Annotated in this window: 44 protein-coding genes; 6 read left to right on the plus strand and 38 right to left on the minus strand. The window is 48.8% G+C overall.

Going from position 1 to position 25,089, the window contains the following annotated elements; all coding sequences use genetic code 11:
* Window positions 1-400 precede the first annotated feature (400 nt).
* Window positions 401-946 carry a gamma carbonic anhydrase family protein gene (locus GN208_RS16305; RefSeq protein WP_032099228.1) on the plus strand — a complete coding sequence of 182 codons (546 nt, stop codon included), beginning with the start codon at window positions 401-403 and terminating at the stop codon, window positions 944-946.
* Here the strand turns inward: GN208_RS16305 and GN208_RS16310 are convergent.
* Genes GN208_RS16310 through dprA form a run of 5 tightly spaced genes read right to left on the minus strand, consistent with a single transcriptional unit; the run spans window position 922 to window position 4,264 of the window.
* Window positions 922-1,185 carry a DUF1488 domain-containing protein gene (locus GN208_RS16310; protein WP_004238597.1) on the minus strand — a complete coding sequence of 88 codons (264 nt, stop codon included), beginning with the start codon at window positions 1,183-1,185 and terminating at the stop codon, window positions 922-924. The two genes, GN208_RS16305 and GN208_RS16310, sit on opposite strands and share 25 nt — an antisense overlap.
* Entirely contained in the window at window positions 1,182-2,000 is an 819-nt protein-coding gene (gene aroE / locus GN208_RS16315; RefSeq protein ID WP_004238598.1) for a shikimate dehydrogenase, read from the minus strand. The genes GN208_RS16310 and aroE overlap by 4 nt, the downstream gene beginning before the upstream one ends.
* Window positions 2,001-2,022: 22 nt before the next feature.
* Window positions 2,023-2,595, minus strand: coding sequence for an L-threonylcarbamoyladenylate synthase type 1 TsaC (gene tsaC / locus GN208_RS16320; RefSeq protein WP_004238599.1), 573 nt, complete (start codon window positions 2,593-2,595; stop codon window positions 2,023-2,025).
* On the minus strand, window positions 2,585-3,130 hold the full coding sequence (locus tag GN208_RS16325; protein ID WP_004238600.1) for a topoisomerase DNA-binding C4 zinc finger domain-containing protein: 546 nt from the start codon (window positions 3,128-3,130) through the stop codon (window positions 2,585-2,587). The genes tsaC and GN208_RS16325 overlap by 11 nt, the downstream gene beginning before the upstream one ends.
* A gap of 27 nt (window positions 3,131-3,157) precedes the next feature.
* Window positions 3,158-4,264: a DNA-processing protein DprA gene (gene dprA, locus GN208_RS16330; RefSeq protein ID WP_004238601.1), complete on the minus strand. Its 1,107-nt coding sequence runs from the start codon at window positions 4,262-4,264 to the stop codon at window positions 3,158-3,160.
* 130 nt (window positions 4,265-4,394) lie between these two features.
* On the opposite strand from dprA, the gene def reads away from it, so the two are divergent.
* The 5 genes from def to mscL all read left to right on the plus strand — a co-directional run bounded on the left by def (window position 4,395) and on the right by mscL (window position 9,205).
* Window positions 4,395-4,904, plus strand: a complete 510-nt coding sequence (gene def / locus GN208_RS16335) for a peptide deformylase (protein WP_004238602.1) — start codon at window positions 4,395-4,397, stop codon at window positions 4,902-4,904.
* 87 nt (window positions 4,905-4,991) lie between these two features.
* Window positions 4,992-5,936, plus strand: coding sequence for a methionyl-tRNA formyltransferase (gene fmt / locus GN208_RS16340; protein WP_015422328.1), 945 nt, complete (start codon window positions 4,992-4,994; stop codon window positions 5,934-5,936).
* Between the two features lie 81 nt (window positions 5,937-6,017).
* Window positions 6,018-7,310: a 16S rRNA (cytosine(967)-C(5))-methyltransferase RsmB gene (gene rsmB, locus GN208_RS16345; protein WP_243828480.1), complete on the plus strand. Its 1,293-nt coding sequence runs from the start codon at window positions 6,018-6,020 to the stop codon at window positions 7,308-7,310.
* 24 nt (window positions 7,311-7,334) lie between these two features.
* On the plus strand, window positions 7,335-8,711 hold the full coding sequence (trkA, locus tag GN208_RS16350) for a Trk system potassium transporter TrkA (protein WP_004238605.1): 1,377 nt from the start codon (window positions 7,335-7,337) through the stop codon (window positions 8,709-8,711).
* A gap of 86 nt (window positions 8,712-8,797) precedes the next feature.
* The gene (mscL, locus tag GN208_RS16355; RefSeq protein ID WP_004242253.1) at window positions 8,798-9,205 is read left to right on the plus strand and encodes a large-conductance mechanosensitive channel protein MscL; all 408 of its coding nucleotides are present in this window, start codon (window positions 8,798-8,800) and stop codon (window positions 9,203-9,205) included.
* Between the two features lie 4 nt (window positions 9,206-9,209).
* On the opposite strand, the gene GN208_RS16360 is transcribed toward mscL, so the two are convergent.
* The 33 genes from GN208_RS16360 to GN208_RS16520 all read right to left on the minus strand — a co-directional run.
* On the minus strand, window positions 9,210-9,410 hold the full coding sequence (locus GN208_RS16360) for a ribosome alternative rescue factor ArfA (protein ID WP_015422329.1): 201 nt from the start codon (window positions 9,408-9,410) through the stop codon (window positions 9,210-9,212).
* Window positions 9,411-9,417: 7 nt separating this feature from the next.
* The gene (gene zntR, locus GN208_RS16365) at window positions 9,418-9,867 is read right to left on the minus strand and encodes a Zn(2+)-responsive transcriptional regulator (RefSeq protein WP_004238607.1); all 450 of its coding nucleotides are present in this window, start codon (window positions 9,865-9,867) and stop codon (window positions 9,418-9,420) included.
* 163 nt (window positions 9,868-10,030) lie between these two features.
* Window positions 10,031-10,417, minus strand: coding sequence for a 50S ribosomal protein L17 (gene rplQ, locus GN208_RS16370; RefSeq protein WP_015422330.1), 387 nt, complete (start codon window positions 10,415-10,417; stop codon window positions 10,031-10,033).
* A 37-nt stretch (window positions 10,418-10,454) separates the two neighbouring features.
* Window positions 10,455-11,444, minus strand: coding sequence for a DNA-directed RNA polymerase subunit alpha (gene rpoA / locus GN208_RS16375; protein WP_004238609.1), 990 nt, complete (start codon window positions 11,442-11,444; stop codon window positions 10,455-10,457).
* A 25-nt stretch (window positions 11,445-11,469) separates the two neighbouring features.
* Window positions 11,470-12,090 (minus strand): 30S ribosomal protein S4, encoded by a 621-nt coding sequence (gene rpsD / locus GN208_RS16380; RefSeq protein WP_015422331.1) that lies wholly within the window; start codon window positions 12,088-12,090, stop codon window positions 11,470-11,472.
* Window positions 12,091-12,127: 37 nt separating this feature from the next.
* Window positions 12,128-12,517 carry a 30S ribosomal protein S11 gene (gene rpsK, locus GN208_RS16385; protein WP_003863312.1) on the minus strand — a complete coding sequence of 130 codons (390 nt, stop codon included), beginning with the start codon at window positions 12,515-12,517 and terminating at the stop codon, window positions 12,128-12,130.
* 15 nt (window positions 12,518-12,532) lie between these two features.
* Window positions 12,533-12,889 (minus strand): 30S ribosomal protein S13, encoded by a 357-nt coding sequence (gene rpsM / locus GN208_RS16390; RefSeq protein WP_004242250.1) that lies wholly within the window; start codon window positions 12,887-12,889, stop codon window positions 12,533-12,535.
* 145 nt (window positions 12,890-13,034) lie between these two features.
* Complete coding sequence (gene rpmJ, locus GN208_RS16395; RefSeq protein ID WP_015422332.1) at window positions 13,035-13,151, minus strand: 50S ribosomal protein L36; 117 nt, start codon at window positions 13,149-13,151, stop codon at window positions 13,035-13,037.
* A 33-nt stretch (window positions 13,152-13,184) separates the two neighbouring features.
* Window positions 13,185-14,516, minus strand: coding sequence for a preprotein translocase subunit SecY (gene secY, locus GN208_RS16400; protein WP_004238612.1), 1,332 nt, complete (start codon window positions 14,514-14,516; stop codon window positions 13,185-13,187).
* A gap of 7 nt (window positions 14,517-14,523) precedes the next feature.
* Window positions 14,524-14,958, minus strand: a complete 435-nt coding sequence (rplO, locus tag GN208_RS16405) for a 50S ribosomal protein L15 (RefSeq protein WP_004242249.1) — start codon at window positions 14,956-14,958, stop codon at window positions 14,524-14,526.
* A gap of 3 nt (window positions 14,959-14,961) precedes the next feature.
* A complete protein-coding gene (gene rpmD / locus GN208_RS16410) occupies window positions 14,962-15,141 on the minus strand; it encodes a 50S ribosomal protein L30 (RefSeq protein WP_004238614.1) in 180 nt (59 codons plus the stop codon).
* Window positions 15,142-15,147: 6 nt separating this feature from the next.
* Complete coding sequence (gene rpsE, locus GN208_RS16415; protein WP_004238615.1) at window positions 15,148-15,648, minus strand: 30S ribosomal protein S5; 501 nt, start codon at window positions 15,646-15,648, stop codon at window positions 15,148-15,150.
* Window positions 15,649-15,662: 14 nt separating this feature from the next.
* Complete coding sequence (gene rplR, locus GN208_RS16420; protein WP_004238616.1) at window positions 15,663-16,016, minus strand: 50S ribosomal protein L18; 354 nt, start codon at window positions 16,014-16,016, stop codon at window positions 15,663-15,665.
* Between the two features lie 9 nt (window positions 16,017-16,025).
* Window positions 16,026-16,559: a 50S ribosomal protein L6 gene (gene rplF / locus GN208_RS16425; protein ID WP_004238617.1), complete on the minus strand. Its 534-nt coding sequence runs from the start codon at window positions 16,557-16,559 to the stop codon at window positions 16,026-16,028.
* A gap of 14 nt (window positions 16,560-16,573) precedes the next feature.
* The gene (rpsH, locus tag GN208_RS16430; protein WP_004242248.1) at window positions 16,574-16,966 is read right to left on the minus strand and encodes a 30S ribosomal protein S8; all 393 of its coding nucleotides are present in this window, start codon (window positions 16,964-16,966) and stop codon (window positions 16,574-16,576) included.
* Window positions 16,967-17,000: 34 nt separating this feature from the next.
* Window positions 17,001-17,306, minus strand: a complete 306-nt coding sequence (rpsN, locus tag GN208_RS16435; protein ID WP_004238619.1) for a 30S ribosomal protein S14 — start codon at window positions 17,304-17,306, stop codon at window positions 17,001-17,003.
* A gap of 12 nt (window positions 17,307-17,318) precedes the next feature.
* The gene (rplE, locus tag GN208_RS16440; protein WP_004238621.1) at window positions 17,319-17,858 is read right to left on the minus strand and encodes a 50S ribosomal protein L5; all 540 of its coding nucleotides are present in this window, start codon (window positions 17,856-17,858) and stop codon (window positions 17,319-17,321) included.
* Window positions 17,859-17,873: 15 nt separating this feature from the next.
* Window positions 17,874-18,188, minus strand: a complete 315-nt coding sequence (gene rplX, locus GN208_RS16445) for a 50S ribosomal protein L24 (RefSeq protein WP_004238623.1) — start codon at window positions 18,186-18,188, stop codon at window positions 17,874-17,876.
* A gap of 11 nt (window positions 18,189-18,199) precedes the next feature.
* Window positions 18,200-18,571, minus strand: a complete 372-nt coding sequence (gene rplN, locus GN208_RS16450; RefSeq protein WP_015422333.1) for a 50S ribosomal protein L14 — start codon at window positions 18,569-18,571, stop codon at window positions 18,200-18,202.
* A 174-nt stretch (window positions 18,572-18,745) separates the two neighbouring features.
* Window positions 18,746-19,000 (minus strand): 30S ribosomal protein S17, encoded by a 255-nt coding sequence (gene rpsQ, locus GN208_RS16455; protein WP_015422334.1) that lies wholly within the window; start codon window positions 18,998-19,000, stop codon window positions 18,746-18,748.
* The gene (rpmC, locus tag GN208_RS16460; protein WP_004238624.1) at window positions 19,000-19,191 is read right to left on the minus strand and encodes a 50S ribosomal protein L29; all 192 of its coding nucleotides are present in this window, start codon (window positions 19,189-19,191) and stop codon (window positions 19,000-19,002) included. The genes rpsQ and rpmC overlap by 1 nt, the downstream gene beginning before the upstream one ends.
* Entirely contained in the window at window positions 19,191-19,601 is a 411-nt protein-coding gene (gene rplP, locus GN208_RS16465) for a 50S ribosomal protein L16 (RefSeq protein WP_004238625.1), read from the minus strand. The genes rpmC and rplP overlap by 1 nt, the downstream gene beginning before the upstream one ends.
* A gap of 14 nt (window positions 19,602-19,615) precedes the next feature.
* Complete coding sequence (rpsC, locus tag GN208_RS16470; RefSeq protein WP_004238626.1) at window positions 19,616-20,317, minus strand: 30S ribosomal protein S3; 702 nt, start codon at window positions 20,315-20,317, stop codon at window positions 19,616-19,618.
* 16 nt (window positions 20,318-20,333) lie between these two features.
* On the minus strand, window positions 20,334-20,666 hold the full coding sequence (gene rplV / locus GN208_RS16475) for a 50S ribosomal protein L22 (protein ID WP_004238627.1): 333 nt from the start codon (window positions 20,664-20,666) through the stop codon (window positions 20,334-20,336).
* Between the two features lie 14 nt (window positions 20,667-20,680).
* Window positions 20,681-20,959 (minus strand): 30S ribosomal protein S19, encoded by a 279-nt coding sequence (gene rpsS, locus GN208_RS16480; protein ID WP_015422335.1) that lies wholly within the window; start codon window positions 20,957-20,959, stop codon window positions 20,681-20,683.
* A gap of 14 nt (window positions 20,960-20,973) precedes the next feature.
* Window positions 20,974-21,798, minus strand: coding sequence for a 50S ribosomal protein L2 (gene rplB / locus GN208_RS16485; RefSeq protein WP_004238630.1), 825 nt, complete (start codon window positions 21,796-21,798; stop codon window positions 20,974-20,976).
* 19 nt (window positions 21,799-21,817) lie between these two features.
* The gene (gene rplW, locus GN208_RS16490; RefSeq protein WP_004238631.1) at window positions 21,818-22,120 is read right to left on the minus strand and encodes a 50S ribosomal protein L23; all 303 of its coding nucleotides are present in this window, start codon (window positions 22,118-22,120) and stop codon (window positions 21,818-21,820) included.
* Window positions 22,117-22,722, minus strand: a complete 606-nt coding sequence (rplD, locus tag GN208_RS16495) for a 50S ribosomal protein L4 (protein WP_015422336.1) — start codon at window positions 22,720-22,722, stop codon at window positions 22,117-22,119. Before rplD ends, rplW begins: the two co-directional genes overlap by 4 nt.
* A 16-nt stretch (window positions 22,723-22,738) precedes the next feature.
* Window positions 22,739-23,368, minus strand: a complete 630-nt coding sequence (rplC, locus tag GN208_RS16500; protein ID WP_004238634.1) for a 50S ribosomal protein L3 — start codon at window positions 23,366-23,368, stop codon at window positions 22,739-22,741.
* A 31-nt stretch (window positions 23,369-23,399) separates the two neighbouring features.
* Window positions 23,400-23,711, minus strand: a complete 312-nt coding sequence (rpsJ, locus tag GN208_RS16505) for a 30S ribosomal protein S10 (protein WP_001181005.1) — start codon at window positions 23,709-23,711, stop codon at window positions 23,400-23,402.
* Window positions 23,712-24,049: 338 nt separating this feature from the next.
* Entirely contained in the window at window positions 24,050-24,532 is a 483-nt protein-coding gene (bfr, locus tag GN208_RS16510) for a bacterioferritin (RefSeq protein ID WP_004238635.1), read from the minus strand.
* Between the two features lie 116 nt (window positions 24,533-24,648).
* A complete protein-coding gene (gene bfd, locus GN208_RS16515; RefSeq protein WP_004238636.1) occupies window positions 24,649-24,840 on the minus strand; it encodes a bacterioferritin-associated ferredoxin in 192 nt (63 codons plus the stop codon).
* A 141-nt stretch (window positions 24,841-24,981) separates the two neighbouring features.
* The coding region (locus GN208_RS16520) for an elongation factor Tu (protein ID WP_087769802.1) at window positions 24,982-25,089 on the minus strand (108 nt) is incomplete at its 5' end.

The raw sequence follows: 25,089 nt of genomic DNA on the forward strand, positions 1-25,089 counted from the left end.
AAAATAATATTTTTTGTGATATGTCCTGCGAGTGCCCACACAGATTGTCTGATAAATTGTTAAAGAGCAGTTGCAACATTCGCTGCCGTTGCCGGTCTTCTGCGTTGTTGCGAGGCTGCGTATATTACGTTTCCAGCCCCTTTGAGTCAAGCGTTGTTTTTCAACTTTCCGCTTTTTCTCTTTCTGCCGGAACCGCGTGTTATCGCGTTGTTCCGTGTCAGTGGTGGCGCATTATAGGGAGCTTTTCGTTTTGCACAACCTTTTTTTTGAATTTTCTTATTAACTGTCTGTCTTTTGAGCATCATGTCTTATTTTCCGGCAATTATGCCCGAAAGTTGCATTGCCTCCGGTAAACTCTCTCATTAAGATCACCAAAATACATTTATATTCTGAGGTAATTATTGTGAATAAACTCCGTCCCTATCTGACATTAACCCCTTCTGTCGGTAAAAATGTCATGATCGATGACTCCTCCGTCATTATCGGTGATGTGCGTCTGGCTGATGATGTCGGTATCTGGCCGCTGGTTGTTGCCCGGGGAGATGTCAATTACATTCAGATTGGTCAGCGTACCAATATTCAGGACGGCTCCGTATTACATGTCACTCACCAGACGGCAGATAACCCGGCCGGTCACCCGCTGATTATCGGTGAGGATGTTACCGTCGGCCATAAAGTGATGCTGCACGGCTGCACTATCGGTAACCGTGTCCTGGTCGGTATGGGTTCAATCCTGCTGGACGGAGTGGTGGTAGAGGATGATGTAATTATCGGCGCGGGCAGTCTGGTCTCTCCCGGCAAACGTCTGGAAAGCGGCTACCTGTATCTCGGCAGCCCTGCCAAAGCCGTCCGTCCGCTGAAACCGGAAGAATATGAAGGGCTGAAATATTCAGCCAATAACTATGTTATGTGGAAAAATAATTATCTGTCACAGGGCAACCGGTAAGGCGGCTCATCCGTCTCACCTTTTTCAATGAATTCCGCAAACTCTTCCTCCAGATCCCAGCGGTTCCGGCGGAAGAGAACCAGCATATCCTCCCCGGGAGCCGTTCCGTAACGGGATTGCAGGTATTGTGCAGAGACGCGGCAATCTGATAAAAAGCCGTTGATCATCACCGGAAAAACAATGCACTCCCGATCATCATCCCGTGATTCGCGGTCCGGAAACTGAATGGACTGGTTCATGATGTCATCTTCTGTTTGAGTTTTGTCAGTACCGGTGCAATATCCGGCAATACACCATGCCATAACCTGAATGCAAAAGCCGCCTGACCAGCCAGCATACCCAGCCCGTCAGCATACCGGGTTACACCGTTATCTGCGGCAAGCTGCAGAAAAGGTGTCAGCCCCGTACGGTAAAACATATCGTAACAGGCAACAGACGGATTCAGTAATGACTGAGGGATTTGCGGAACCACGCCGTCCACCCCGGATGATGTGGCATTAATAATCAGTGAAAATCCGGTCGTTCCGGTTTCACTGACAGGCATTGCACTGACTTTTCCGTGACCGGCAAACCGCTCAGCCAGAGACTGCGCTTTGCTGAATGTCCGGTTAGTAACGGTAACAGCGCAACCTGCCAGCAACAGAGACAGCAACACGCCGCGGGCTGCGCCACCTGCACCAATCAGCAGAATACTGTCGCCGGGGCGGATAAACATCAGCCGCTGCAAATCAATTACCAGCCCTTCACCGTCGGTATTATCCCCTGCCAGCCGTTTATCTTCTGTCAGATACAGGGTGTTTACCGCACCGCAGACCTGTGCCCGTTCACTCAGCTCATCCGCCAGCGCATGTGCCTGCTCTTTAAAAGGCAGTGTGACATTCGCCCCCAGCCCGCCTGCAGCAAAAAATGCAGAAACGCTGTCGCGGAAGCCGTCGAGCGGAGAGAGGATCCGTTCATAACTCAGCTCAATACCAAACTGTCCGGCAAATTCCTGATGAATAAAAGGTGACTGACTGTGTGCAATCGGATGGCCAAAAACGGCAAATTTTTTCATTCCGGGTCCTTTTGGTGTTCTGTCAGCCCTGGCGGTATAACTGCCCTGTCAGTGCATCACGGATCTCAGACGGATTTTTCCGCCCGCCGACCAGCCCGTCAACCACCGGGATCCGTCCGTTAAACTGTGCATTTACTTCATCAGTTGTCCGGCACGGCTCCAGCCCGCTCAGGTTCGCACTGGTGGAGACCACCGGTTTGCCGTACGACTGACATAATGCTTTGACCACCGGATGATCTGTCACGCGGACAGCCAGCGAGTCAAAACGGCCGGTCAGCCATTTTGGTGTGGCGGGTTTTGCCGGGATCACCCAGGTCACCGGGCCCGGCCAGGAGGCAAACATCGCTTCACGCTGCTCATCTGTCAGCCGTGAGTCATCAATATAAGGTTTTACCTGATCATAGTTATCTGCGATCAGAATCAGTCCTTTTTCCCACGGGCGCTGTTTCAGATCCAGCAGCGCCATCACGGCCTGCTCACTGTCAGGATCACAACCCAGGCCAAAAACAGCCTCTGTCGGATATGCGATAACTTCGTGGTTATTCAGGGCTTTTATAATTGTGTCGAAATTTGCTGTGGTTTGATTATGATTCATCATTATTCTCATTTTGTTCTTTTTGTCGTTTTGCGCAGGCTTTACTCGCACAACTTAATCTTACGCCTGTTGATGTCCTTTTTTCCACCAGCAGCGGATAACCACAATACTGACACTCACCGGCAACCGGTTTGCTGTTCAGTGAAAACTGGCAGGCAGGATAGCGGTTACAGGCATAAAAAACTTTACCGAACCGTGACTTACGCTGAAGTAACTTACCATCATGGCACTGCGGACAGGCCACCGTCGTTTCATCTGGTGAATCAATAGATGCAATATATTCACATTCCGGAAAATTTCCGCAGCCGATAAACATCCCGTAGCGCCCCTGGCGCAGCACCAGCGTCCCGCCGCACTGCGGGCACAACTGTCCGTCCAGCACTTTGATGAGATGCCCGTCAGTACCGGCTTTCAGTGGACGGATGTAATCACATTCCGGATAAGCAGAACAGCCGAAAAAAGGCCCGTGGGCACCATTACGGATAACCAGCTCTCCGCCGCATTCCGGACAGCATTCCGCCGTTGATTTTGACATGATAATTTTACCTTACGCCGATACCGTTCAGTGATGCAGGCGGATATATCCCCCGCTGACCACGGCTATTTTACCTGATAACTCCAGCTGCAGCAGTTGTGTTGTCACCTCTGTGACCGGCAGCTCACACCGAGCGGCAATGATATCTGCCGGTGTCGGTTCATCATCCACATTAATCAGCACATGTGCAAACGGCAGTTCCTCCTGTACCGGTGTGATAATCACTTCCGGTGCTTCCGTGACCGGCGGCAGCGCCAGCCACTGCATATCCAGCGCGAGATGATCCGTGATATCAGCCGGTGCTGTCGCAATATAGGCGCCCTGCTGCAACAACCAGTGATTACCCTCATACGCCGGATTACCAAGCACCGCCGGTAACGTAAATACATCCCGCCCCTGTTCCAGTGCGCATTGTGCCGTAATTAATGACCCGCTGCGCCGTCCGGCCTCAATCACAATCAGCAGACGGCTTAACCCGCTGATTATCCGGTTACGGCGGGGAAAGTTTTTGGCCAGCGGCGGTACATCCGGAAAATATTCAGAGATAAGTGCGCCATTTTCTGTAATCTCCTCTGCCAGCGACCGGTGTTTTGCGGGATAAATATGAGACAGCCCGCTGCCGGATACCGCAACCGTCTTTCCGCCTGATGCCAGCGCCGCCTTATGGCAGCATCCGTCCACGCCCGCAGCCAGGCCGCTGGTTATCACCAGATTGTGCTGCACAAGATGCCGGGTAAAACAGTCCCCCCACTTTTCGCCGTAATGGGTAACCGCGCGGCTGCCCACCATACTGACCTGCGGGGCAGATAACACCTCATACTGCCCTGCCACAAAAAGCACAAGCGGAGGTGAATAGATCTGCTTTAATAAAAACGGATAGTGTGGTGATGACAGGGGTAATATCATGTTACCCGGTGAATCAGCCCATATAAGTGCCGTTTTCAGCCTGGATGTATTCACATTCATGAATTGCTGACACTGTACCAGTGTAAGTCCGCACTGATGTAACTGGCGGCGGATCTCACCGTTTTTCTGTGTGCAGGTCTCTGTCAGTATTGTCGCAGCACTGACAGCATGATGTGCACTTAACCGCCTGATACACGCCAGACGTAACCAAATTTCCCTTTCATCCATTGCGCCATCCTGACTGAGCCTGTGATAAAAATGCGGTGTCCGCTGCGGGCAATACTGTCAATCAGGCTGATAACTGTCTAGAATAGACATTAATTTCCATCCATTTTTTAGATAGAACACGAAAAAATCTATGGCGTTATTAACTGTATTACATTATCCCGACGAGCGGCTTCGCAAGATTGCAAAGCCGGTTGAAAAAGTCGATGCCGGCATTCAGAAGATTGTCGATGATATGTTCGAAACCATGTACGACGAAGAAGGTATTGGTCTGGCAGCCACTCAGGTTGATATCCACCAGCGCATTATCGTGATTGATGTGTCAGAAGAGCGGAATGAGCGCCTGGTGCTGATCAACCCGGAACTGCTGGAAAAATCCGGAGAAGCCGGAATCGAAGAAGGTTGTTTATCGATTCCTGAGCAGCGGGCATTCGTACCGCGTGCTGAGCACGTTAAAATCCGGGCGCTGGACTATAACGGCGAGCCTTTCGAGCTGGAAACCGGCGATCTGCTGGCAATTTGTATCCAGCATGAAATGGATCACCTGGAAGGTAAATTATTTGTCGATTACCTTTCCGCTATGAAGCGCCAGCGCATCCGTCAGAAAGTCGAAAAACTGGACAGACTCAGAGCCCGGTCTTAATACCCGCAGTCTTTATCTGCCACAGACCGCAGCAGCGCACGGGCACTGTTATTGTTTATGGCATTATTATTTTTACAGGAAAGCAACGTGTCAGATTCATTACGTATTATCTTTGCAGGAACGCCTGATTTTGCCGCACGTCACCTCGATGCCCTGATTCAGTCAGAGCACAATGTCGTTGGCGTCTTAACCATGCCGGATCGCCCTGCCGGCCGCGGGAAAAAAATCACCGCGGGCCCGGTAAAAGAACTGGCACAGCAGCACGATATTCCTGTTTTCCAGCCATCCACGCTGCGCAAAGAAGAAAATCACCAGTGGATACGTGACCAGCAGGCGGACATTATGATTGTCGTAGCCTACGGGATGATTTTGCCGCAGGCAGTGCTGGATATTCCGCGTCTTGGATGCCTGAATGTTCACGGTTCCCTGTTACCGGCATGGCGTGGTGCGGCGCCTATCCAGCGTGCATTGTGGGCCGGTGATACCAAAACCGGGGTCACCATCATGCAGATGGATGCCGGCCTGGATACCGGCGATATGCTGTATAAAGCTGAGTGTGATATCACATCAGAAGATACCAGTGCATCCCTGTATGAAAAACTCGCCGGTATCGGCCCGCAGGCACTGTTACAGACACTGTCTCTGGTGTGTCAGAATGCACTCCGCCCTGAAAAACAGGATGACACCCTGGTTACCTATGCAGAAAAACTGAGCAAAGAAGAAGCCCGGCTGGACTGGTCTCTTTCTGCCGCACAGTTAGACCGCTGTATACGTGCCTTCAATCCGTGGCCAATCAGTTATATGGTGATTGATGAGCAGCCGGTGAAAGTCTGGCAGGCCAATGCGATTGCGGAACAGACTTCCGCAGCGCCGGGAACGGTTATCCGTGCGGATAAAAACGGCATTCAGGTTGCCACTGCAGAAGGGATCCTGAATATCACACAGTTACAGCCTGCCGGGAAAAAACCGATGTCAGCCGCTGATATTCTGAATTCCCGCAAAGAATGGTTTACCCCGGGAAATTCACTGTAATTTTGTTTCATAACCGGCATTCCCCGCGTGGTATGCCGGTCCCCCTTTCTCTTTATCGCTTGCCGGCATACCGGAATCACAATGAAAAACAGCTATAACTTACGCAGCATTGCTGCCCGTATCATCAGCCAGGTCCTGGATCAGGGACAGTCACTCAGCGCACTTCTGCCTGAATATCAGCGGGATATCAACCCGAAAGATAAAGCATTACTGCAGGAATTATGTTTTGGTGTGATGCGGGTGCTGCCGGAGCTTGAATGGTACAGCCAGCAGCTGATGGCAAAACCGCTGACCGGTAAGCAGCGGGTACTGCATTATCTGATTCTGGTCGGTTTTTATCAGCTCCGTTATACACGGATCCCGGCACACGCAGCACTATCCGAAACGGTTGACGGTGCTGTGGCACTGAAAAAACCACAGCTGAAAGGACTGATTAACGGCGTGCTGCGTCAGTTCCAGCGTCAGGAGCAGGTGTTGTCCGAGCGTTTTGCTAATAATGAAAGCCGCTGGCTGCATCCGAAATGGCTGCTGTCGCGGATTCAGGCGGCATATCCTAACAACTGGGAAGCTGTTATTACGGCAAATAATGAAAAACCGCCGATGTGGCTACGGGTTAACCGTAACCATCATTCCGCTCAGGAATATCAGGCGCTGCTGACAGAGAAGGATATTGAAGCCTTTTATAATCCGGCATATCCGGATGCACTGCGTCTGGCAGTTCCCTGCCCGGTCACTGATCTGCCCGGGTTTGCTGATGGCTGGGTCACCGTGCAGGACAGCTCCGCTCAGGGCTGTGCATTACTACTTGATCCGCAGAATGATGAGACTATTTTAGATTTGTGCGCGGCACCCGGCGGGAAGACCACCCACATTTTAGAGATAGCGCCCCGCGCTCATGTCATGGCTGTTGATGTGGATAAACAGCGTTTAACCCGGGTTAATGAGAATTTACAACGACTTAAACAAAACGCGGTGGTGAAAACCGGTGACGGCCGTTATCCGGAACAATGGGCAGAATCACAGACATTCGATCGCATTTTGCTGGATGCACCTTGCTCCGCGACCGGCGTTATCCGCCGCCATCCGGACATTAAATGGCTGCGCCGTGATAATGACATCAATGAGCTGGCGGCACTGCAACGGGAAATTCTGGACGCTGTCTGGCCTTATCTCAAACCCGGCGGCACACTGGTCTATGCAACCTGTTCTGTATTACCGGAAGAGAATATTCATCAGATAAATAATTTCCTCTCTTCGCACCGTGATGCTGTATTAACCGATACACCGGCAACAGGCTACCAGATGCTGCCGGATGCGCAGAGCGGAGACGGATTTTTTTACGCTAAACTGGTTAAACAGGCACTTTCTGCCTGATAAACAACCCGGACGATCATTTATATGAAAATTATTATTCTCGGTGCCGGTCAGGTCGGCGGCACACTGGCAGAAAACTTAGTGGATGAAAACAACGATATTACTGTTGTGGATACCAACCCGGACAGGCTGCGTCAGTTACAGGATAAATTCGATCTCCGGGTAATAAACGGTGCCGGCTCTCATCCGCGGGTACTGCGGGAAGCGGGCGCGGAAGACGCGGATATGCTCGTCGCAGTGACCAACTCCGATGAAACCAATATGATCGCCTGTCAGGTTGCATACACGCTGTTCAATACGCCAAATAAGATCGCCCGTATCCGATCTTCTGAATATGTCCGGGAAGCTGATAAATTATTTTTACCGGAAGCGATCCCGATCGATCACCTGATCGCCCCCGAGCAGTTAGTGATCGACAGTATCTATAAGCTTATTCAGTACCCCGGTGCTCTCCAGGTTGTGAATTTTGCCGAAGGGCGCGTCAGTATTGTCGCCGTGAAAGCCTATTACGGCGGCTCGCTGGTCGGAAACGCCCTTTCCAGCCTGCGCGAGCATATGCCGCATATTGAAACCCGGGTTGTGGCTATCTTCCGCCAGGACAGACCGATTCGTCCGCAGGGTTCAACCATCATCGAAGCCGGTGATGAAGTATTCTTTGTTGCCGCATCCGAGCATATCCGTGCAGTAATGAGTGAATTACAGCGTCTGGAAAAACCGTATAAGCGGATCATGATTGTCGGCGGCGGGAACGTCGGCGCCGGTCTGGCACTGCGTATCGAGAAAGACTATAACGTCAAACTAATCGAGCACAACGCCAACCGGGCAACCGACCTCGCTGAGCTGCTGCATGACACCATTGTTTTTTATGGAGATGCCTCTGATCAGGAATTATTAGCAGAAGAACATATTGAGCAGGTTGACGTCTTTATTGCCCTGACCAACGATGACGAAGCCAATATTATGTCCGCGATGCTCGCCAAGCGCATGGGTGCCAAGAAAGCAATGGTGCTTATCCAGCGCAGTGCCTATGTGGATCTGGTCCAGGGCGGCGTGATTGATATCGCTATCTCCCCGCAGCAGGCCACCATTTCTGCATTACTCGGCCATGTGCGTAAAGCAGATATTGTCAGTGTATCGTCATTACGACGCGGTGTTGCTGAGGCGATTGAGGCTATCGCACATGGCGATGAAAATACGTCAAAAGTTGTCGGACGCAAAATTGCCGATATTAAGCTCCCGCCGGGCACTATTATTGGTGCGATTGTCAGAGATGAGCAGGTTATTATTGCGAATGACGAGCACAGTATTGAACAGGGAGACCATGTCGTGCTGTTCATCACTGACAAACGCCACGTACCCGAGGTGGAGAAGCTCTTCCAGCCAAGTCCGTTCTTCTTATAAATAAGTACTTAATATTTTGATAGTAAATACTATTGATTTATACTTGAGAATGACAACTTGTTAACATTTTGGGTAAGGAAAAGGGTATGAGCTTCATAAAAGAGTTTCGTGAATTTGCGATGCGCGGCAATGTCGTTGATATGGCTGTCGGTATCATTATCGGTGCGGCATTCGGCAAAATTGTGTCCTCATTAGTTGCTGATGTCATCATGCCACCACTCGGTTTACTGATCGGCGGGATCGACTTCAAACAGTTTGCCGTTGTACTGCGGGAAGCCAGCGGAGATGTGCCTGCTGTTGTACTGAATTATGGTGTATTCCTGCAAACCGTCTTTGATTTCGTTATCGTTGCGTTTGCTATCTTCATTGCCATCAAAATGCTGAATAAATTACGCCGCGAACAGGCTGAAGCACCTGCGGAGCCGCCGGCACCGTCAGCAGAAGAAACATTACTGACTGAAATCCGTGATTTATTAAAAGAACAAAAGAAATAATAAACTAAAAGGCCAGTAGTAAAAGATTATCTAATCGTTTACTACTGGCCTCCCGGTAATCTGCCTTGTTGTGTTTTTCTTTCCGGTTGTAACTCCCTTTACCTTTCTTATTTTTTTCTACTCTCTGCCGGAACAACGGATCGGATAGCAGTGCTTCCAGGGCGTTATCTTGTATTACGCCACGCTTGTGAGCATATTTTGTCATAGTAACCTCATTGATTATGTTTACTCTCTTTTTGTGAACAGCCACAGGGCTCAGTCGCACCTTGTTCCAGGATCTCCAGAATGGTGCATTGTGAACTGACATGTGCCGTTCCGCAACAGGCATCACTCAGCATCTTCAGAGAATCCCGCATTCGCTGCATTTCGACTAACTTCGTTTCCACATCTTTCAGCCGATCATCCACAATTTGCTTTGATTCACGGCAGGTGTGATGTTCAGGATCAACCCGGATCGATAACAGTTCCGTGATCGCTTCCAGTGTAAACCCTAATTGTTTTGCATACCGGATAAAACGCAGCCGGTGCAGATCCTGCTCAGTATACAAACGATAGCCGCCATCCGTCCGGGTCTGATGATCCATCATGCCCTGTTTTTCATAAAAACGGATCGTATCCGGTGTCACTTCTGCAAGTTTTGCTAACTGACCAATTCGGTACATCGGCAACCTCCTGACATCATCTGGCCTGAAGCCATCATATCAGAATAGTAAAATGTTGTATGTCGTTGGCAGAGATATGGGGCTGAGGAAAGTAACTTCAAGGGCAGGATTAACAGAAATAAAAAAACCGGGTAAAAACCCGGTTTTTTTACGCAGTAACAGATTACTCTGCTGCTGCTTCAGTCTGGGATTCAGCGCGGTCAACAAGCTCAATGTAAGCCATTGGAGCATTGTCACCAGCACGGAAACCACATTTCAGAATGCGGGTGTAACCACCTGCACGCTGAGCGAAACGTGGTCCCAGCTCGTTGAACAGTTTTGCCACGATTTCGTTATCACGAGTACGGGCGAATGCTAAACGACGGTTAGCAACGCTATCCGTTTTAGCCAGGGTAATCAACGGCTCAACAACGCGACGCAGTTCTTTTGCCTTAGGCAAAGTCGTCTTGATAATTTCGTGACGAACTAAAGAACCGGCCATGTTACGAAACATAGCTTGGCGATGGCTGCTGTTGCGGTTCAATTGACGACCACTCATACGATGGCGCATGACCTTATCCTTCTCAGTAAAACCTTAACCTGTGATCTTATTCGTCAGCAATACTTGCCGGCGGCCAATTTTCCAGACGCATGCCCAGAGATAAGCCGCGAGATGCCAGAACGTCCTTAATTTCAGTAAGAGATTTCTTACCGAGGTTAGGTGTTTTGAGCAACTCAACTTCTGTACGCTGTACCAGATCACCGATGTAGTGGATTGCTTCTGCCTTGAGACAGTTAGCAGAGCGGACAGTCAATTCGAGATCGTCTACTGGGCGCAGTAAAATCGGATCGAATTCTGGTTTTTCTTCTTTCACTTCCGGCTGACGAACATCACGTAAGTCAACGAAAGCTTCCAGTTGTTCGGCCAGAATGGTTGCCGCACGACGAATTGATTCTTCTGGATCAATCGTGCCGTTGGTTTCCATTTCGATAACCAATTTATCCAAGTCGGTACGCTGCTCAACACGTGCTGCTTCAACATTGTAAGCAATACGCTCAACTGGGCTGTAGCACGCGTCTACTAACAGACGACCGATTGGGCGCTCATCTTCTTCCGAATGAATTCGGGCAGAAGCTGGAACATAACCACGACCACGCTGAACTTTGATGCGCATATTAATAGATGCGCCTTCGTCAGTGAGATGGCAAATTACATGCTCCGGCTTGACGATTTCAACATCACCGTCATGGATGATGTCGGCTGCAGTCACAGGGCCAATGCCAGATTTATTCAGAGTTAAGATGACTTCATCTTTTCCCTGAAGTTTTACCGCCAGCCCTTTCAGGTTGAGCAGAATTTCCAGGATATCTTCCTGTACACCTTCTTTAGTGCTGTACTCATGGAGTACACCATCAATCTCAACCTCAGTTACCGCACAACCCGGCATAGACGAAAGCAGAATACGGCGCAGTGCGTTACCCAGAGTATGGCCAAAGCCACGCTCTAATGGTTCAAGGGTCACCTTGGCGTGCGTCGAACTGATTTGCTCGATATCAACCAGGCGCGGTTTAAGAAACTCTGTCACAGAACCCTGCATTGTGTCCTCTCTTTGGTGCTAAGCCTTACTTAGAGTAAAGCTCGACGATCAGGTGCTCGTTAATATCAGCAGAAAGGTCAGTACGCTCAGGAATACGTTTGAACACACCTTCCATTTTCGCAGCATCAACTTCCAACCAAGTTGGTTTTTCACGCTGCTCAGCCAGCTCTAAAGCAGCCTTAATACGAGACTGTTTTTTCGCTTTTTCACGAATGCTGATTACGTCGTTAGGGGAAACCTGATAAGAAGCAATGTTTACAACACGGCCATTTACCATGACAGCTTTGTGGCTGACGATCTGACGTGCTTCTGCGCGGGTAGCGCCAAAGCCCATACGATAAATAACGTTGTCTAAACGACCTTCCAGCAGAGACAGCAGGTTTTCACCTGTGTTGCCTTTCAGACGAGTTGCTTCTTTATAGTAGTTACGGAACTGACGTTCCAGCACGCCGTACATACGACGAACTTTTTGTTTTTCACGTAACTGAACACCATAATCAGACAGACGCGGTTTACGGGCGCCGTGCTGGCCTGGTGCTTGATCTAATTTACACTTGGTGTCAATCGCGCGAACACCAGACTTCAGGAAGAGGTCTGTTCCTTCGCGACGGCTCAGCTTGAGCTTCGGACCCAAATATCTAGCCATTTTCTTTCTCCAACTATCCTAAAAAACGTGAGGGCGATTAGACGCGACGTTTTTTCGGAGGACGACAACCGTTATGAGGGATCGGAGTCACATCAGTAATGTTAGTGATGCGGAAACCAGCCGCGTTTAATGCGCGAACGGTTGACTCACGGCCAGGACCAGGTCCTTTAACCATAACTTCCAGATTCTTAATACCGTACTCTTTCACAGCCTCTGCGCAACGTTCTGCTGCAACCTGTGCTGCGAATGGAGTTGATTTACGAGAACCACGGAAACCGGAACCACCGGCAGTTGCCCAACCTAATGCGTTACCCTGACGGTCAGTAATGGTAACGATTGTGTTGTTGAAAGAAGCATGGATATGAGCCACACCGTCAGAGACTTGTTTTCTTACACGCTTACGTGCACGAACAGGTGCTTTTGCCATTATAAGATTCCCCGATTATTTCTTGATCGGCTTACGCGGACCCTTACGGGTACGTGCGTTAGTCTTCGTACGCTGACCGCGTACCGGAAGACCACGACGATGGCGTAAACCACGATAGCAACCAATGTCCATAAGACGTTTGATGCTGAGGGTCACTTCACGGCGCAGGTCACCTTCTACAACGTATTTAGCAACTTCGTCACGTAGTTGGTCGATTTGCTCTTCAGACAGCTCACTGATCTTAACATCTTCAGCAATACCCGTTGCTTTACAGATAGCCTGTGAACGGGTTAAGCCGATGCCGAAAATTGCAGTTAATGCAATAACAGCATGTTTATGATCAGGAATGTTAATGCCTGCTATACGGGCCACTATGCACTCCTAAAAATTTTGGGGTAATACTGATCTGAAAAGCCCGTTTTCAGGATACTCAAACAGTAGAACCACGTTTAATAAAAAGATTGGCTGGCTAATTTAGCCAGCTCAATCCAACTTTGCAAGAAAAATATGCTTTTTATTAGCCTTGACGCTGTTTATGCTTAGGCTCAGCACTGCAAATCACGCGCACGACACCGTGACGCTTAACGATTTTGCAGTTACGGCATAATTTCTTGACGGAAGCACGAACTTTCATTTTTACTCTCCGTAACTTCTAAAGCAAACCGAATTAACGGTTATAACCTTTGAGGTTTGCTTTTTTCAATGCAGACTCGTACTGACTTGACATCATCAGAGTTTGCACTTGAGCCATAAAGTCCATGATGACCACAACCACGATTAAGAGGGAAGTACCACCAAAGTAGAAAGGTACTTTCATTGCGTCACGCATGAACTCCGGGATTAGGCAGATAAAGGTAATATATAACGCGCCAACTAAAGTTAAACGAGTCATTACTTTATCGATGTACTTGGCCGTTTGCTCTCCCGGACGAATTCCTGGTACAAATGCACCGGACTTCTTCAGGTTATCTGCTGTTTCTCTTGGATTAAATACCAGTGCGGTATAGAAGAAACAGAAGAATATGATTGCAGAGGCATAAAGTAACACATAGAGCGGCTGGCCTGGCTGCAGATACATAGAAATTGTCGTCAGCCAATCCCAGCCAGTACCATCACCGAACCAAGATGCAATTGTACCAGGGAACAGGATAATACTGGAAGCGAAAATCGCAGGAATTACACCCGCCATATTCACTTTCAACGGTAAGTGTGTACTTTGTGCCGCGTAAACACGGCGGCCTTGCTGACGTTTGGCATAGTTAACGACGATACGACGTTGACCACGCTCCATAAAGACAACAAAGCAAGTAACCGCAAATACCAAGACTGCAACCAATAGCAACAGGAGGAAGTGCAGTTCGCCTTGACGAGCTTGCTCAATGGTATGGCCAATTGCTGACGGAAGACCCGCAACAATACCGGCGAAGATGATGATCGAAATACCGTTACCGATACCGCGTTCAGTAATCTGCTCACCCAGCCACATCAGGAACATAGTCCCTGTCACCAAACTCACAACAGCCGTGAAGTAGAACGCAAAGCCCGGGTTAATAACCAGACCCTGCATACCAGGCATATTCGGTAAGCCCATCGCGATACCAACAGACTGGAACACCGCGAGGACTAACGTACTATACCGGGTGTACTGGCTAATCTTACGACGACCAGCTTCCCCTTCTTTCTTAATCTCCGCCAGGCGCGGGTTCACCACGCTCAGCAGCTGGATAATAATCGATGCCGAAATGTACGGCATGATACCCAGCGCAAAGATTGAAGCACGACTCAACGCACCACCAGAGAACATGTTAAACATCTCAATGATGGTGCCTTGTTGTTGTTCGAGCAATTTCGCAAGAACAGTGGCATCAATACCAGGGATAGGAATGAAAGAGCCAATACGGAAAACAATCAGTGCGCCGAGCACAAACAGTAAACGACGCTTTAACTCACCTATTCCGCCTTTAGCACTTTGGAAATCTGTACCTGGTTGCTTTGCCATCTGTTACTTATTCCTCGATTTTACCGCCAGCAGCTTCGATAACAGCACGAGCGCCTTTAGTAACACGCAGGCCGCGTACAGTAACTGCACGAGTCAGTTCACCAGACAGGAACACTTTCGCGTACTCAATCTGTGGACCAATAACGTTTGCGGCTTTCAATACATTAAGATCGATAACATCGCCTTCGATCAGCTGAAGATCAGATAAACGGATCTCAGCAGTGACCATCGCTTTACGTGAAGTAAAGCCGAATTTTGGCAGACGACGATATAAAGGCATCTGGCCACCTTCAAACCCACGACGTACGCCACCGCCAGAACGAGAGCTCTGACCTTTGTGACCACGACCTGCGGTTTTACCGAGACCGGAACCAATACCACGACCTACACGTTTTGGTGCGTGTTTAGCACCTGCTGCCGGAGACAGAGTATTTAATTGCATCTGTTACTCCTCAACTTTAACCATATAGGAAATACGATTAACCATACCACGGACCGCTGGTGTATCTTCGCGCTCTACAGTGTGGCCAATATGACGCAGACCTAAACCGACCAGAGTTGCCTTGTGTTTTGGCAGACGGCCGATTGAGCTGCGGGTTTGTGTAATTTTAATTGTCTTAGCCATGGTCCATTACCCCAGAATTTCTTCGACGGATTTACCACGCTTAGCTGCAACCATTTCCGGAGACTTCATGCTGTCTAAAGCATCCAGTGTTGCACGAACAACGTTAATTGGGTTCGTGGAACCATAAGTTTTAGCCAGGACGTTACGAACACCGGCAACTTCAAGAACAGCACGCATTGCACCACCGGCAATAATACCGGTACCTTCGTGAGCAGGCTGCATAAACACGCGGGAACCGGTGTGTGTGCCTTTCACTGGGTGGAATAATGTGCCGTTGTTAAGTGCAACGGTTTTCATGTTGCGACGGGCTTTTTCCATCGCTTTCTGGATTGCTGCCGGAACTTCGCGTGCTTTGCCGTAACCAAAACCAACGCGGCCGTTGCCATCACCCACTACAGTCAGTGCGGTGAAGCTAAAGATACGACCACCTTTAACGGTTTTAGATACGCGGTTTACCGCGATCAGCTTTTCCTGCAGTTCGCCAGCCTGTTTTTCGATGTGTGCCATCTTACACCTCTACCTTAGAACTGTAGGCCAGCTTCACGGGCAGCATCTGCCAGTGCCTGGACTCGACCATGATATTGGAAACCTGAACGGTCAAAGGATACTGCTTTGATTCCTTTTTCCAGTGCGCGCTCAGCAATAGCTTTACCTACTGCGATTGCGGCATCTTTGTTTCCGGTGTATTTAACTTGTTCGCTGATAGCTTTTTCAACAGTAGAAGCGGCCACCAACGTTTCAGAACCGTTTGGTGCAATAACCTGCGCATAGATATGGCGAGGGGTACGATGTACCACCAGGCGGGTTGCACCCAGTTCCATAAGCTTGCGGCGTGCGCGGGTCGCACGACGGATACGAGCTGCTTTCTTATCCATAGTGTTACCTTACTTCTTCTTAGCCTCTTTAATACGCACGACTTCGTCGGCGTAGCGAATACCTTTACCTTTGTAAGGTTCAGGGCGACGATAGGCGCGTAAGTCTGCTGCGATCTGACCAATAACCTGCTTATCAGCACCTTTCAGTACGATTTCAGTTTGAGTCGGACATTCAGCAGTAACGCCAGCCGGCAGTTTGTGCTCTACCGGGTGAGAGAAACCTACAGACAGGTTTACTACATCACCTTTAACGGCTGCACGATAACCAACACCTACCAGTTGCAGCTTCTTAGAGAAGCCTTCGGTAACACCAACAACCATAGCGTTAACCAGTGCACGAGTTGTACCAGCCTGTGCCCATGCGTCGGTATAACCGTCACGCGGACCAAAGGTTAACTGGTTGTCTGCATGTTTAACTTCTACAGCGTTGTGGATATTACGGCTCAGCTCGCCGTTTTTACCCTTAATCGAAATAACCTGACCGTTGAGTTTTACCTCTACGCCGGCAGGAATGACGACGGGTGCTTTTGCCACACGAGACATTCTTTCCTCCCGAATTATGCTACGTAGCAGAGAATCTCGCCACCAAGACCAGCCTGGCGAGCTGCACGATCAGTCATTACACCTTTAGATGTAGAAACAACTGCGATACCCAGACCTGCCATAACTTGTGGCAGTTCGTCTTTGCGCTTATAAATACGCAGACTTGGGCGGCTTACGCGCTGGATGCTTTCTACAACAGCCTTACCCTGGAAATACTTAAGAGTCAGTTCCAGTTCTGGCTTGATGTCGCCTTCGATTTTAAAATCTTCAATATAACCTTCTTCCTTCAGCACGTTGGCAATTGCCACTTTCAGCTTGGAGGAAGGCATGGTGACCGCAACTTTGTTCGCGGCCTGACCGTTACGGATACGGGTCAGCATATCCGCGATGGGATCTTGCATGCTCATCTGTCTTTACTCCCGTGATTCAATATGGTGACAATTACCAGCTAGCTTTCTTAAGGCCCGGGATTTCACCGCGCATAGCGGCTTCACGGACTTTAATACGGCTTAAGCCAAACTTCCGCAGAAAACCGTGTGGACGCCCGGTTTGGCGGCAACGGTTACGCTGACGGGAAGGACTGGAATCACGTGGCAGAGATTGAAGCTTCAGAACAGCATCCCAACGATCGTCATCTGATGCGTTGACATCGGAGATGGTAGCTTTCAGTTCTGCGCGTTTTGCGAAGAATTTCTCAGCTAATTTTGCACGTTTTACATCACGTGCTTTCATAGATTTCTTAGCCATGAATACCCTGCCTTACTTGCGAAACGGGAAGTTAAACGCTGATAACAGTGCGCGACCTTCATCATCAGATTTCGCGGTGGTAGTGATAGTAATATCAAGACCACGAACACGATCCACTTTATCGTAATCGATTTCAGGGAAGATGATTTGTTCACGTACGCCCATGCTGTAGTTACCGCGACCATCGAAAGACTTAGCGGACAAGCCACGGAAGTCACGAATACGTGGTACAGCAATAGAAATCAGTCGCTCAAAGAACTCCCACATGCGTTCGCCACGCAGAGTTACTTTACAGCCGATTGGATAGCCCTGGCGGATTTTGAAGCCTGCAACAGATTTGCGTGCTTTGGTGATCAATGGTTTCTGACCAGAGATTGCTGCTAAGTCAGCTGCTGCGTTATCCAGCAGTTTTTTATCAGCAATTGCTTCACCAACACCCATATTCAGGGTGATCTTCTCGACCCGAGGGACTTGCATGACAGAATTGTAGTTAAACTGAGTCATCAGTTGTTTAACTACTTCGTCTTTGTAGTAATCATGCAGTTTCGCCATCGTATACTCCAAAAATTACTTGATAGTTTCGCTGTTAGACTTGAAGAAACGGACTTTTTTACCGTCTTCGAATCTAAAACCTACACGGTCAGCCTTGCCGGTTGCCGCATTGAAGATTGCAACGTTAGAAACCTGAATTGCAGCTTCTTTTTCAACGATGCCACCTGGTTGGTTCAGGGCCGGAACCGGCTTCTGATGTTTCTTAACCAGATTGATACCTTCAACGATAACTTTACCAGAAGAAAGAACCTGTTTTACTTTACCGCGCTTACCTTTATCTTTGCCGGTCAGCACGATAATTTCGTCATCACGACGGATTTTCGCTGCCATAGTTCCGCTCCTTAGAGTACTTCAGGTGCCAGTGAGATAATTTTCATAAACTTCTCGTTACGAAGTTCACGAGTTACCGGCCCAAAAATACGCGTACCGATAACTTGCTCGCTGTTATTGTTTAACAATACACAAGCGTTGCTATCGAAGCGAATGACAGAACCGTCAGGGCGACGTACACCCTTCTTGGTGCGCACCACTACTGCCTTCAGAACATCACCTTTTTTTACTTTACCGCGCGGAATTGCTTCCTTGATGGTAATTTTGATAATGTCGCCTACAGCTGCGTAGCGACGGTGCGAGCCACCTAGAACCTTGATACACATTACGCGACGTGCACCGGAGTTATCGGCCACGTTCAGCATAGTCTGTTCTTGGATCATTTTAGTGCTCCGCTAAATGTCAACTACTACTGAGCCACTCTTACTAAAAAGAGAGGCCGTCCAAATACCCAATTACGAGGGCGCGGCATTATAACACCACATCTTCGTTATGGATAGAAAAAAATAAACGGCTCTAAAGCCGAGCCGTTTATTCTACATCAGAAAGCAGTGCTGTTACAGTACAGCTTTCTCTACGACGCGAACCAGGGTCCAGGACTTAGTCTTAGACAGTGGACGGGTTTCGCGGATTTCTACCACGTCACCGATACCACATTCATTGTTCTCGTCATGTACGTGCAGTTTAGTCGTACGACGGATGAACTTACCATACAGAGGGTGTTTCACCATACGCTCGATAGTCACAACAATGGATTTCTCCATTTTGTCACTAACAACACGACCTTGCAGAGTACGGATTTTATCGGTCATTACGCACCCGCCTTCTCAGTCAATAAAGTCTTAACACGTGCAATATTACGACGCACTTGTTTTAACAGATGAGACTGTTGTAACTGGCCGCTTGCCGCTTGCATACGCAGGTTAAATTGTTCGCGCAGCAGGTTCAGCAGCTCAGTGTTCAGCTCTTCAACGCTTTTTTCGCGCAGCTCTTTCGCTTTCATTACATCACCGTCTTAGTTACAAAGGTGGTTTTGATAGGCAGTTTAGCTGCTGCCAGCTTGAATGCTTCACGAGCAAGCTCTTCCGATACGCCGTCCATTTCATACAGGACTTTACCCGGCTGGATTAAGGCAACCCAATACTCCACGTTACCTTTACCTTTACCCATACGCACTTCAAGAGGCTTTTCAGTGATAGGTTTGTCCGGGAACACACGGATCCAGATTTTACCCTGACGCTTAACTGCACGGGTCATAGCACGACGTGCTGCTTCGATCTGACGTGCAGTCAGACGACCACGGCCAACAGCTTTCAGACCATAAGTGCCGAAGCTCACATCCGCGCCGGCTGCCAGACCGCGGTTACGGCCTTTGTGCACTTTACGGAATTTTGTACGCTTTGGTTGTAACATTCAGCGACTCTCCTTTACTTACGGCCTTTACGCTGCTGTTTTTTAGGTTGAGCAGCCGGTTTTTCCGCCTGTTCAACTGCAGCCATGCCACCCAGAATCTCACCTTTGAAGATCCACACTTTAACACCGATAACACCATAAGTAGTCTGAGCTTCAGAGGTGTTATAATCGATGTCTGCACGCAGGGTATGCAGAGGCACACGGCCTTCACGATACCACTCAGTACGTGCGATTTCAGCACCGCCTAAACGGCCGCTGACTTCGACTTTGATACCTTTAGCGCCTAAACGCATAGCATTCTGTACCGCACGCTTCATAGCACGACGGAACATAACGCGACGTTCCAGCTGTGAAGTGATGCTGTCAGCAACTAATTTTGCGTCCAGTTCAGGTTTACGTACTTCGGCAATATTGATCTGCGCAGGAACGCCAGCGATATCTGAAACGCTTTTGCGCAGTTTTTCAACGTCTTCACCTTTCTTACCGATCACGATGCCAGGGCGTGCAGTGTGAATAGTCACACGGATGCTCTTAGCAGGGCGCTCGATAACGATGCGGGATACTGACGCTTTTTCCAGTTCTTTAGTTAAGTACTTACGTACTTTAAAGTCGCTGTCCAGGTTGTCAGCGAATTCTTTGGTGTTCGCAAACCAGGTAGAGTTCCAAGGTTTAACAATACCCAGGCGAATACCATTTGGATTTACTTTCTGACCCATTGCTAGTCTCCAGGTATCAGCGATCGGACACAACCACAGTGATGTGGCTGGTGCGCTTAAGAATACGATCTGCACGACCTTTAGCACGAGGCATGATGCGCTTCATGGTTGGGCCGTCGTCAACGAAAATTTTCGCTACTTTCAGATCATCGATGTCAGCGCCATCGTTGTGTTCTGCGTTAGCAATAGCAGACTCCAGAACTTTCTTCACTAAACCAGCAGCTTTCTTGTTGGTAAAGGTTAAAATTTCCAGAGCTTGCGACACTTTCTTACCGCGGATCAGGTCAGCCACCAGGCGAACCTTCTGAGCAGAAGAACGAGCGTGGCGATGCATAGCAATAGTTTCCATCTCTTCCTCCTACCTTATTTCTTTTTGGCTTTTTTATCAGCCGCATGGCCGCGATAAGTACGGGTCGGCGCGAATTCACCCAGTTTGTGACCAACCATTTCGTCGGTAACGTAAACCGGAACATGCTGACGACCATTATGGACAGCGATGGTCAAACCGATCATGTTAGGAAAGATCGTTGAACGACGGGACCAAGTCTTAACAGGCTTTTTGTCACCGCTTTCCACCGCTTTCTCTACCTTCTTCAGCAAGTGCAGGTCAATAAAAGGACCTTTCTTGAGAGAACGTGGCATGGCTTATCCTCTAATTATTTCTTAGTACGACGATGAACGATGAAGTGTTCAGTGCGTTTGTTTTTACGAGTCTTCTTACCTTTGGTCTGAACGCCCCATGGTGTTACAGGGTGTTTACCAAAGTTACGACCTTCACCACCACCATGTGGGTGGTCTACCGGGTTCATCGCAGTACCGCGAACGGTAGGGCGAATACCACGCCAGCGACTTGCACCAGCTTTACCCAGAACGCGCAGCATGTGTTCAGCGTTACCCACTTCACCTAAAGTCGCGCGGCAATCTGAAGGAACTTTACGCATTTCACCGGAACGCAGACGAATAGTGACATAAGCACCATCGCGCGCAACGATCTGAACGTAAGTACCGGCAGAACGTGCCAGCTGGCCGCCTTTACCTGGTTTCATTTCTACGTTATGAACAGTAGAACCAACCGGGATGTTGCGCATTGGCAGAGCGTTACCCGCTTTGATTGCAGCATCAACACCAGACTGGATTTGATCACCAGCTTTCAGGCCTTTAGGAGCCAGGATGTAACGGCGTTCACCGTCTTTGTATAATACCAGAGCAATATTTGCTGAACGGTTTGGATCATATTCCAGACGTTCTACAACAGCCGGGATACCGTCTTTGTTACGTTTAAAGTCAACAATACGGTAATTTTGCTTGTGACCACCACCAATATGACGGGTAGTGATACGGCCATTGTTGTTACGACCACCAGACTTGTTGTTTTTCTCAAGCAGTGGTGCGTAAGGTTTGCCCTTGTGAAGCTCAGGGTTAACCACTTTAACGACGTGGCGACGGCCCGGAGACGTAGGTTTACATTTAACAATTGCCATTGTTCTTTACTCCTCCGACTTACTCAGCGCCGCCGACGAAGTCCAGATTCTGGCCTTCCTGCAGGGTGACGTAAGCTTTTTTCCAGTCGCTACGACGACCGAAACGCTGACCGTGGCGCTTCACTTTGCCTTTAACCAGCAGAGTGTTAACACCTTCAACTTTGACTTCGAACAGTTTTTCAACTGCAGCTTTGATTTCAGCTTTAGTCGCGTCTTTAGCAACTTTGAGCACGATGGTATTTGTTTTTTCCATCGCGGTAGACGCTTTTTCAGATACATGCGGCGCGCGCAGTACTTTCAGCAGACGTTCTTCACGGATCATGCCAGCATCTCCTCAACTTGCTTAACTGCTTCAGCAGTCATCACTACTTTACCGAACGCGATCAGACTGACCGGATCGATTGCAGTGACATCACGCACATCAACCTTGTACAGGTTGCGAGCTGCTAAGAACAGGTTCTCATCAACTTCGTGTGTGACGATCATCACGTCTTCCAGAGCCATATCTTTCAATTTCTGTACCAGCAGCTTGGTTTTAGGTGCTTCTACAGCAAATTTTTCGACAATGATCAGACGATCCTGACGTACCAATTCGGACAGGATGCTTTTCAGCGCGCCGCGGTACATCTTTTTGTTAACTTTTTGACTGTGGTCCTGTGGTTTCGCTGCGAAAGTGATACCACCAGAGCGCCAGATTGGGCTCTTGATTGAACCAGAGCGGGCACGACCAGTACCTTTTTGGCGCCATGGTTTTTTACCAGACCCAGTAACTTCAGCACGAGTTTTCTGAGCACGTGTACCTTGACGAGCACCAGCTGCATACGCAACAACTACTTGATGGACAAGCGCTTCATTGAAATCACGCCCGAAGGTAGTTTCGGAAACAGTCAGCGCGCTTTGCGCGTCTTTCATTACCAATTCCATTCCTATCTCCTCGACGTTAAGCCTTGACAGCTGGTTTAACAATCAGGTTGCTACCGGTTGCACCCGGGACAGCACCTTTTACCAGCAGCAGGTTACGCTCAGCGTCAACGCGAACGACATCCAGGCTCTGAACGGTTACACGTTCGTTACCCAGCTGACCTGCCATTTTCTTGCCTTTAAATACCTTACCCGGAGTCTGGTTCTGACCGATAGAACCCGGAACACGGTGAGACAAGGAGTTACCATGAGTAGCATCCTGAGTACGGAAATTCCAGCGCTTTACAGTACCGGCGAAGCCCTTACCTTTAGATGTACCAGTAACGTCAACTTTCTTAACGTCAGCGAAAATTTCAACGCTGATGTTCTGGCCAACAGTAAACTCTTCACCTTCTGACAGGCGGAATTCACGTAACAGGCGACCAGCTTCAACACCAGCTTTTGCGAAATGTCCTGCTTCAGGTTTGTTCACGCGGTTAGCTTTTTTGCTGCCGGTGGTAACCTGAATAGCACGATAACCGTCAGTTTCGTCAGATTTAACCTGAGTAACGCGGTTATTTTCGATTTCGATAACAGTAACAGGGATTGACACACCTTCTTCAGTGAAGATGCGGGTCATACCCACTTTTTTACCGACTAAACCAATCATTGTTTCAACCTCTCAATCAATTGATACCTGATTAACCCAGGCTGATCTGCACGTCAACGCCGGCAGCCAGATCCAGACGCATCAGAGCATCAACGGTTTTTTCAGTTGGCTCAACGATGTCAACCAGACGTTTGTGAGTGCGAATTTCGTACTGATCGCGCGCATCTTTGTTGACGTGCGGAGAGATCAGAACGGTAAAACGCTCTTTACGGGTCGGCAGCGGAATAGGACCACGAACTTGCGCACCAGTGCGCTTAGCAGTCTCTACGATTTCCGCAGTTGATTGATCGATCAGACGATGATCAAAAGCTTTAAGGCGGATACGGATTCTTTGGTTCTGCATGAGACCAGAGCTCCAACTATTTTATAAACGTAAAAAATTACTCCTCGCACCCATTTCGATTGACGGGGGAGTGTAATCGTTCTCGATGTAATCCCCATATCGGGGATATTTTCATGAACAGCTAAAAAACATACTGTCCAATGCTGGTATCAACCAGGCTTGCACAATTGGCAAGCCCGCGCATTATACGTGAATGAGCCCTGAAAGCAAGCCGCAAACCGGGATTTGTGCAAATTATCTCCGGCGCCATGACAAAAAATCAAAAAAGAAAAACCGCCGCGGGTTTCCCTGCCGGCGGTTCTGCACATTGCTTACTTTAGTGATTATTTCTCTGTTTTTTATTCTGTGTCTGCGTCCGCCATCTGTGCCTGCTGATAGTTCTGCAGACCCACACGGGCTATCAGATCCAGCTGGGTTTCCAGCCAGTCGATATGAGACTCCTCTTCCGCCAGTATTTTTATCATCAAATCACGGCTGACATAATCATGTTTGGAATCGGCATAGGCAATGGCTTCACGTAAATCTTTGGCGCCATCCAGTTCCAGCTGAAGATCAGACTTCAGCATTTCTTCAACATCTTCGCCGATATGAAGTTTACCGAGATCCTGAAGGTTCGGGATCCCTTCCAGAAATAAGATACGCTCAATGTATTCATCAGCGTGTTTCATCTCATCAATGGATTCTTCATACTCTTTGTTGTTGAGTTTAATCAGACCCCAGTTTTTGAACATGCGGGCATGCAGAAAATACTGGTTAATAGCAACCAGTTCATTTCCCAGCAATTTGTTCAGATGCGAGATCATTTTTTTATCGCCTTTCATGTACCCTCCTTTGTTTCCTGTCTGTTCAGTATAGACACAGGAAATAATTCACGGAGTGATTACGGTGACAAAATAGCGATACAGTTCAAAATTCCGGCGGGTTTCAGAGAGAAGATTCAGGCGACGCGGTCAACCGGGACAGACATATGCTCTTCTGCAATAACGGCTTTGGCGTGGCGGATACATTTGCCGCATTCAGTGCCGACAGGGATAATTTTACGCAGTTCACCGATGGAATGAACCTTATTCTGGCGCACGGCATTCCGGATGGCTTTATCGCTGATGGCATTACATAAACATACGTACATATCATTCCTCCTGACTGCGGTAAAGAGTAAATGATAATCAGTATTATTACAATTGCGATTGTGTAAATTTTGTCAGCAGTTGCCGGAAAGCCGGCATAAAAAAAGAGAGCCGCAGCTCTCTTTTTAATAATCAGCGGGGAATTAACCCATCACTTTCGCTACAACACCCGCACCAACGGTACGGCCGCCTTCACGGATTGCGAAACGCAGACCATCGTCCATTGCGATTGGGTGGATCAGGGTGACGAT

It is taken from the genome of Morganella sp. HSTU-ASny43, assembly GCF_022819185.1.
Lineage (GTDB): Bacteria > Pseudomonadota > Gammaproteobacteria > Enterobacterales > Enterobacteriaceae > Morganella > Morganella morganii.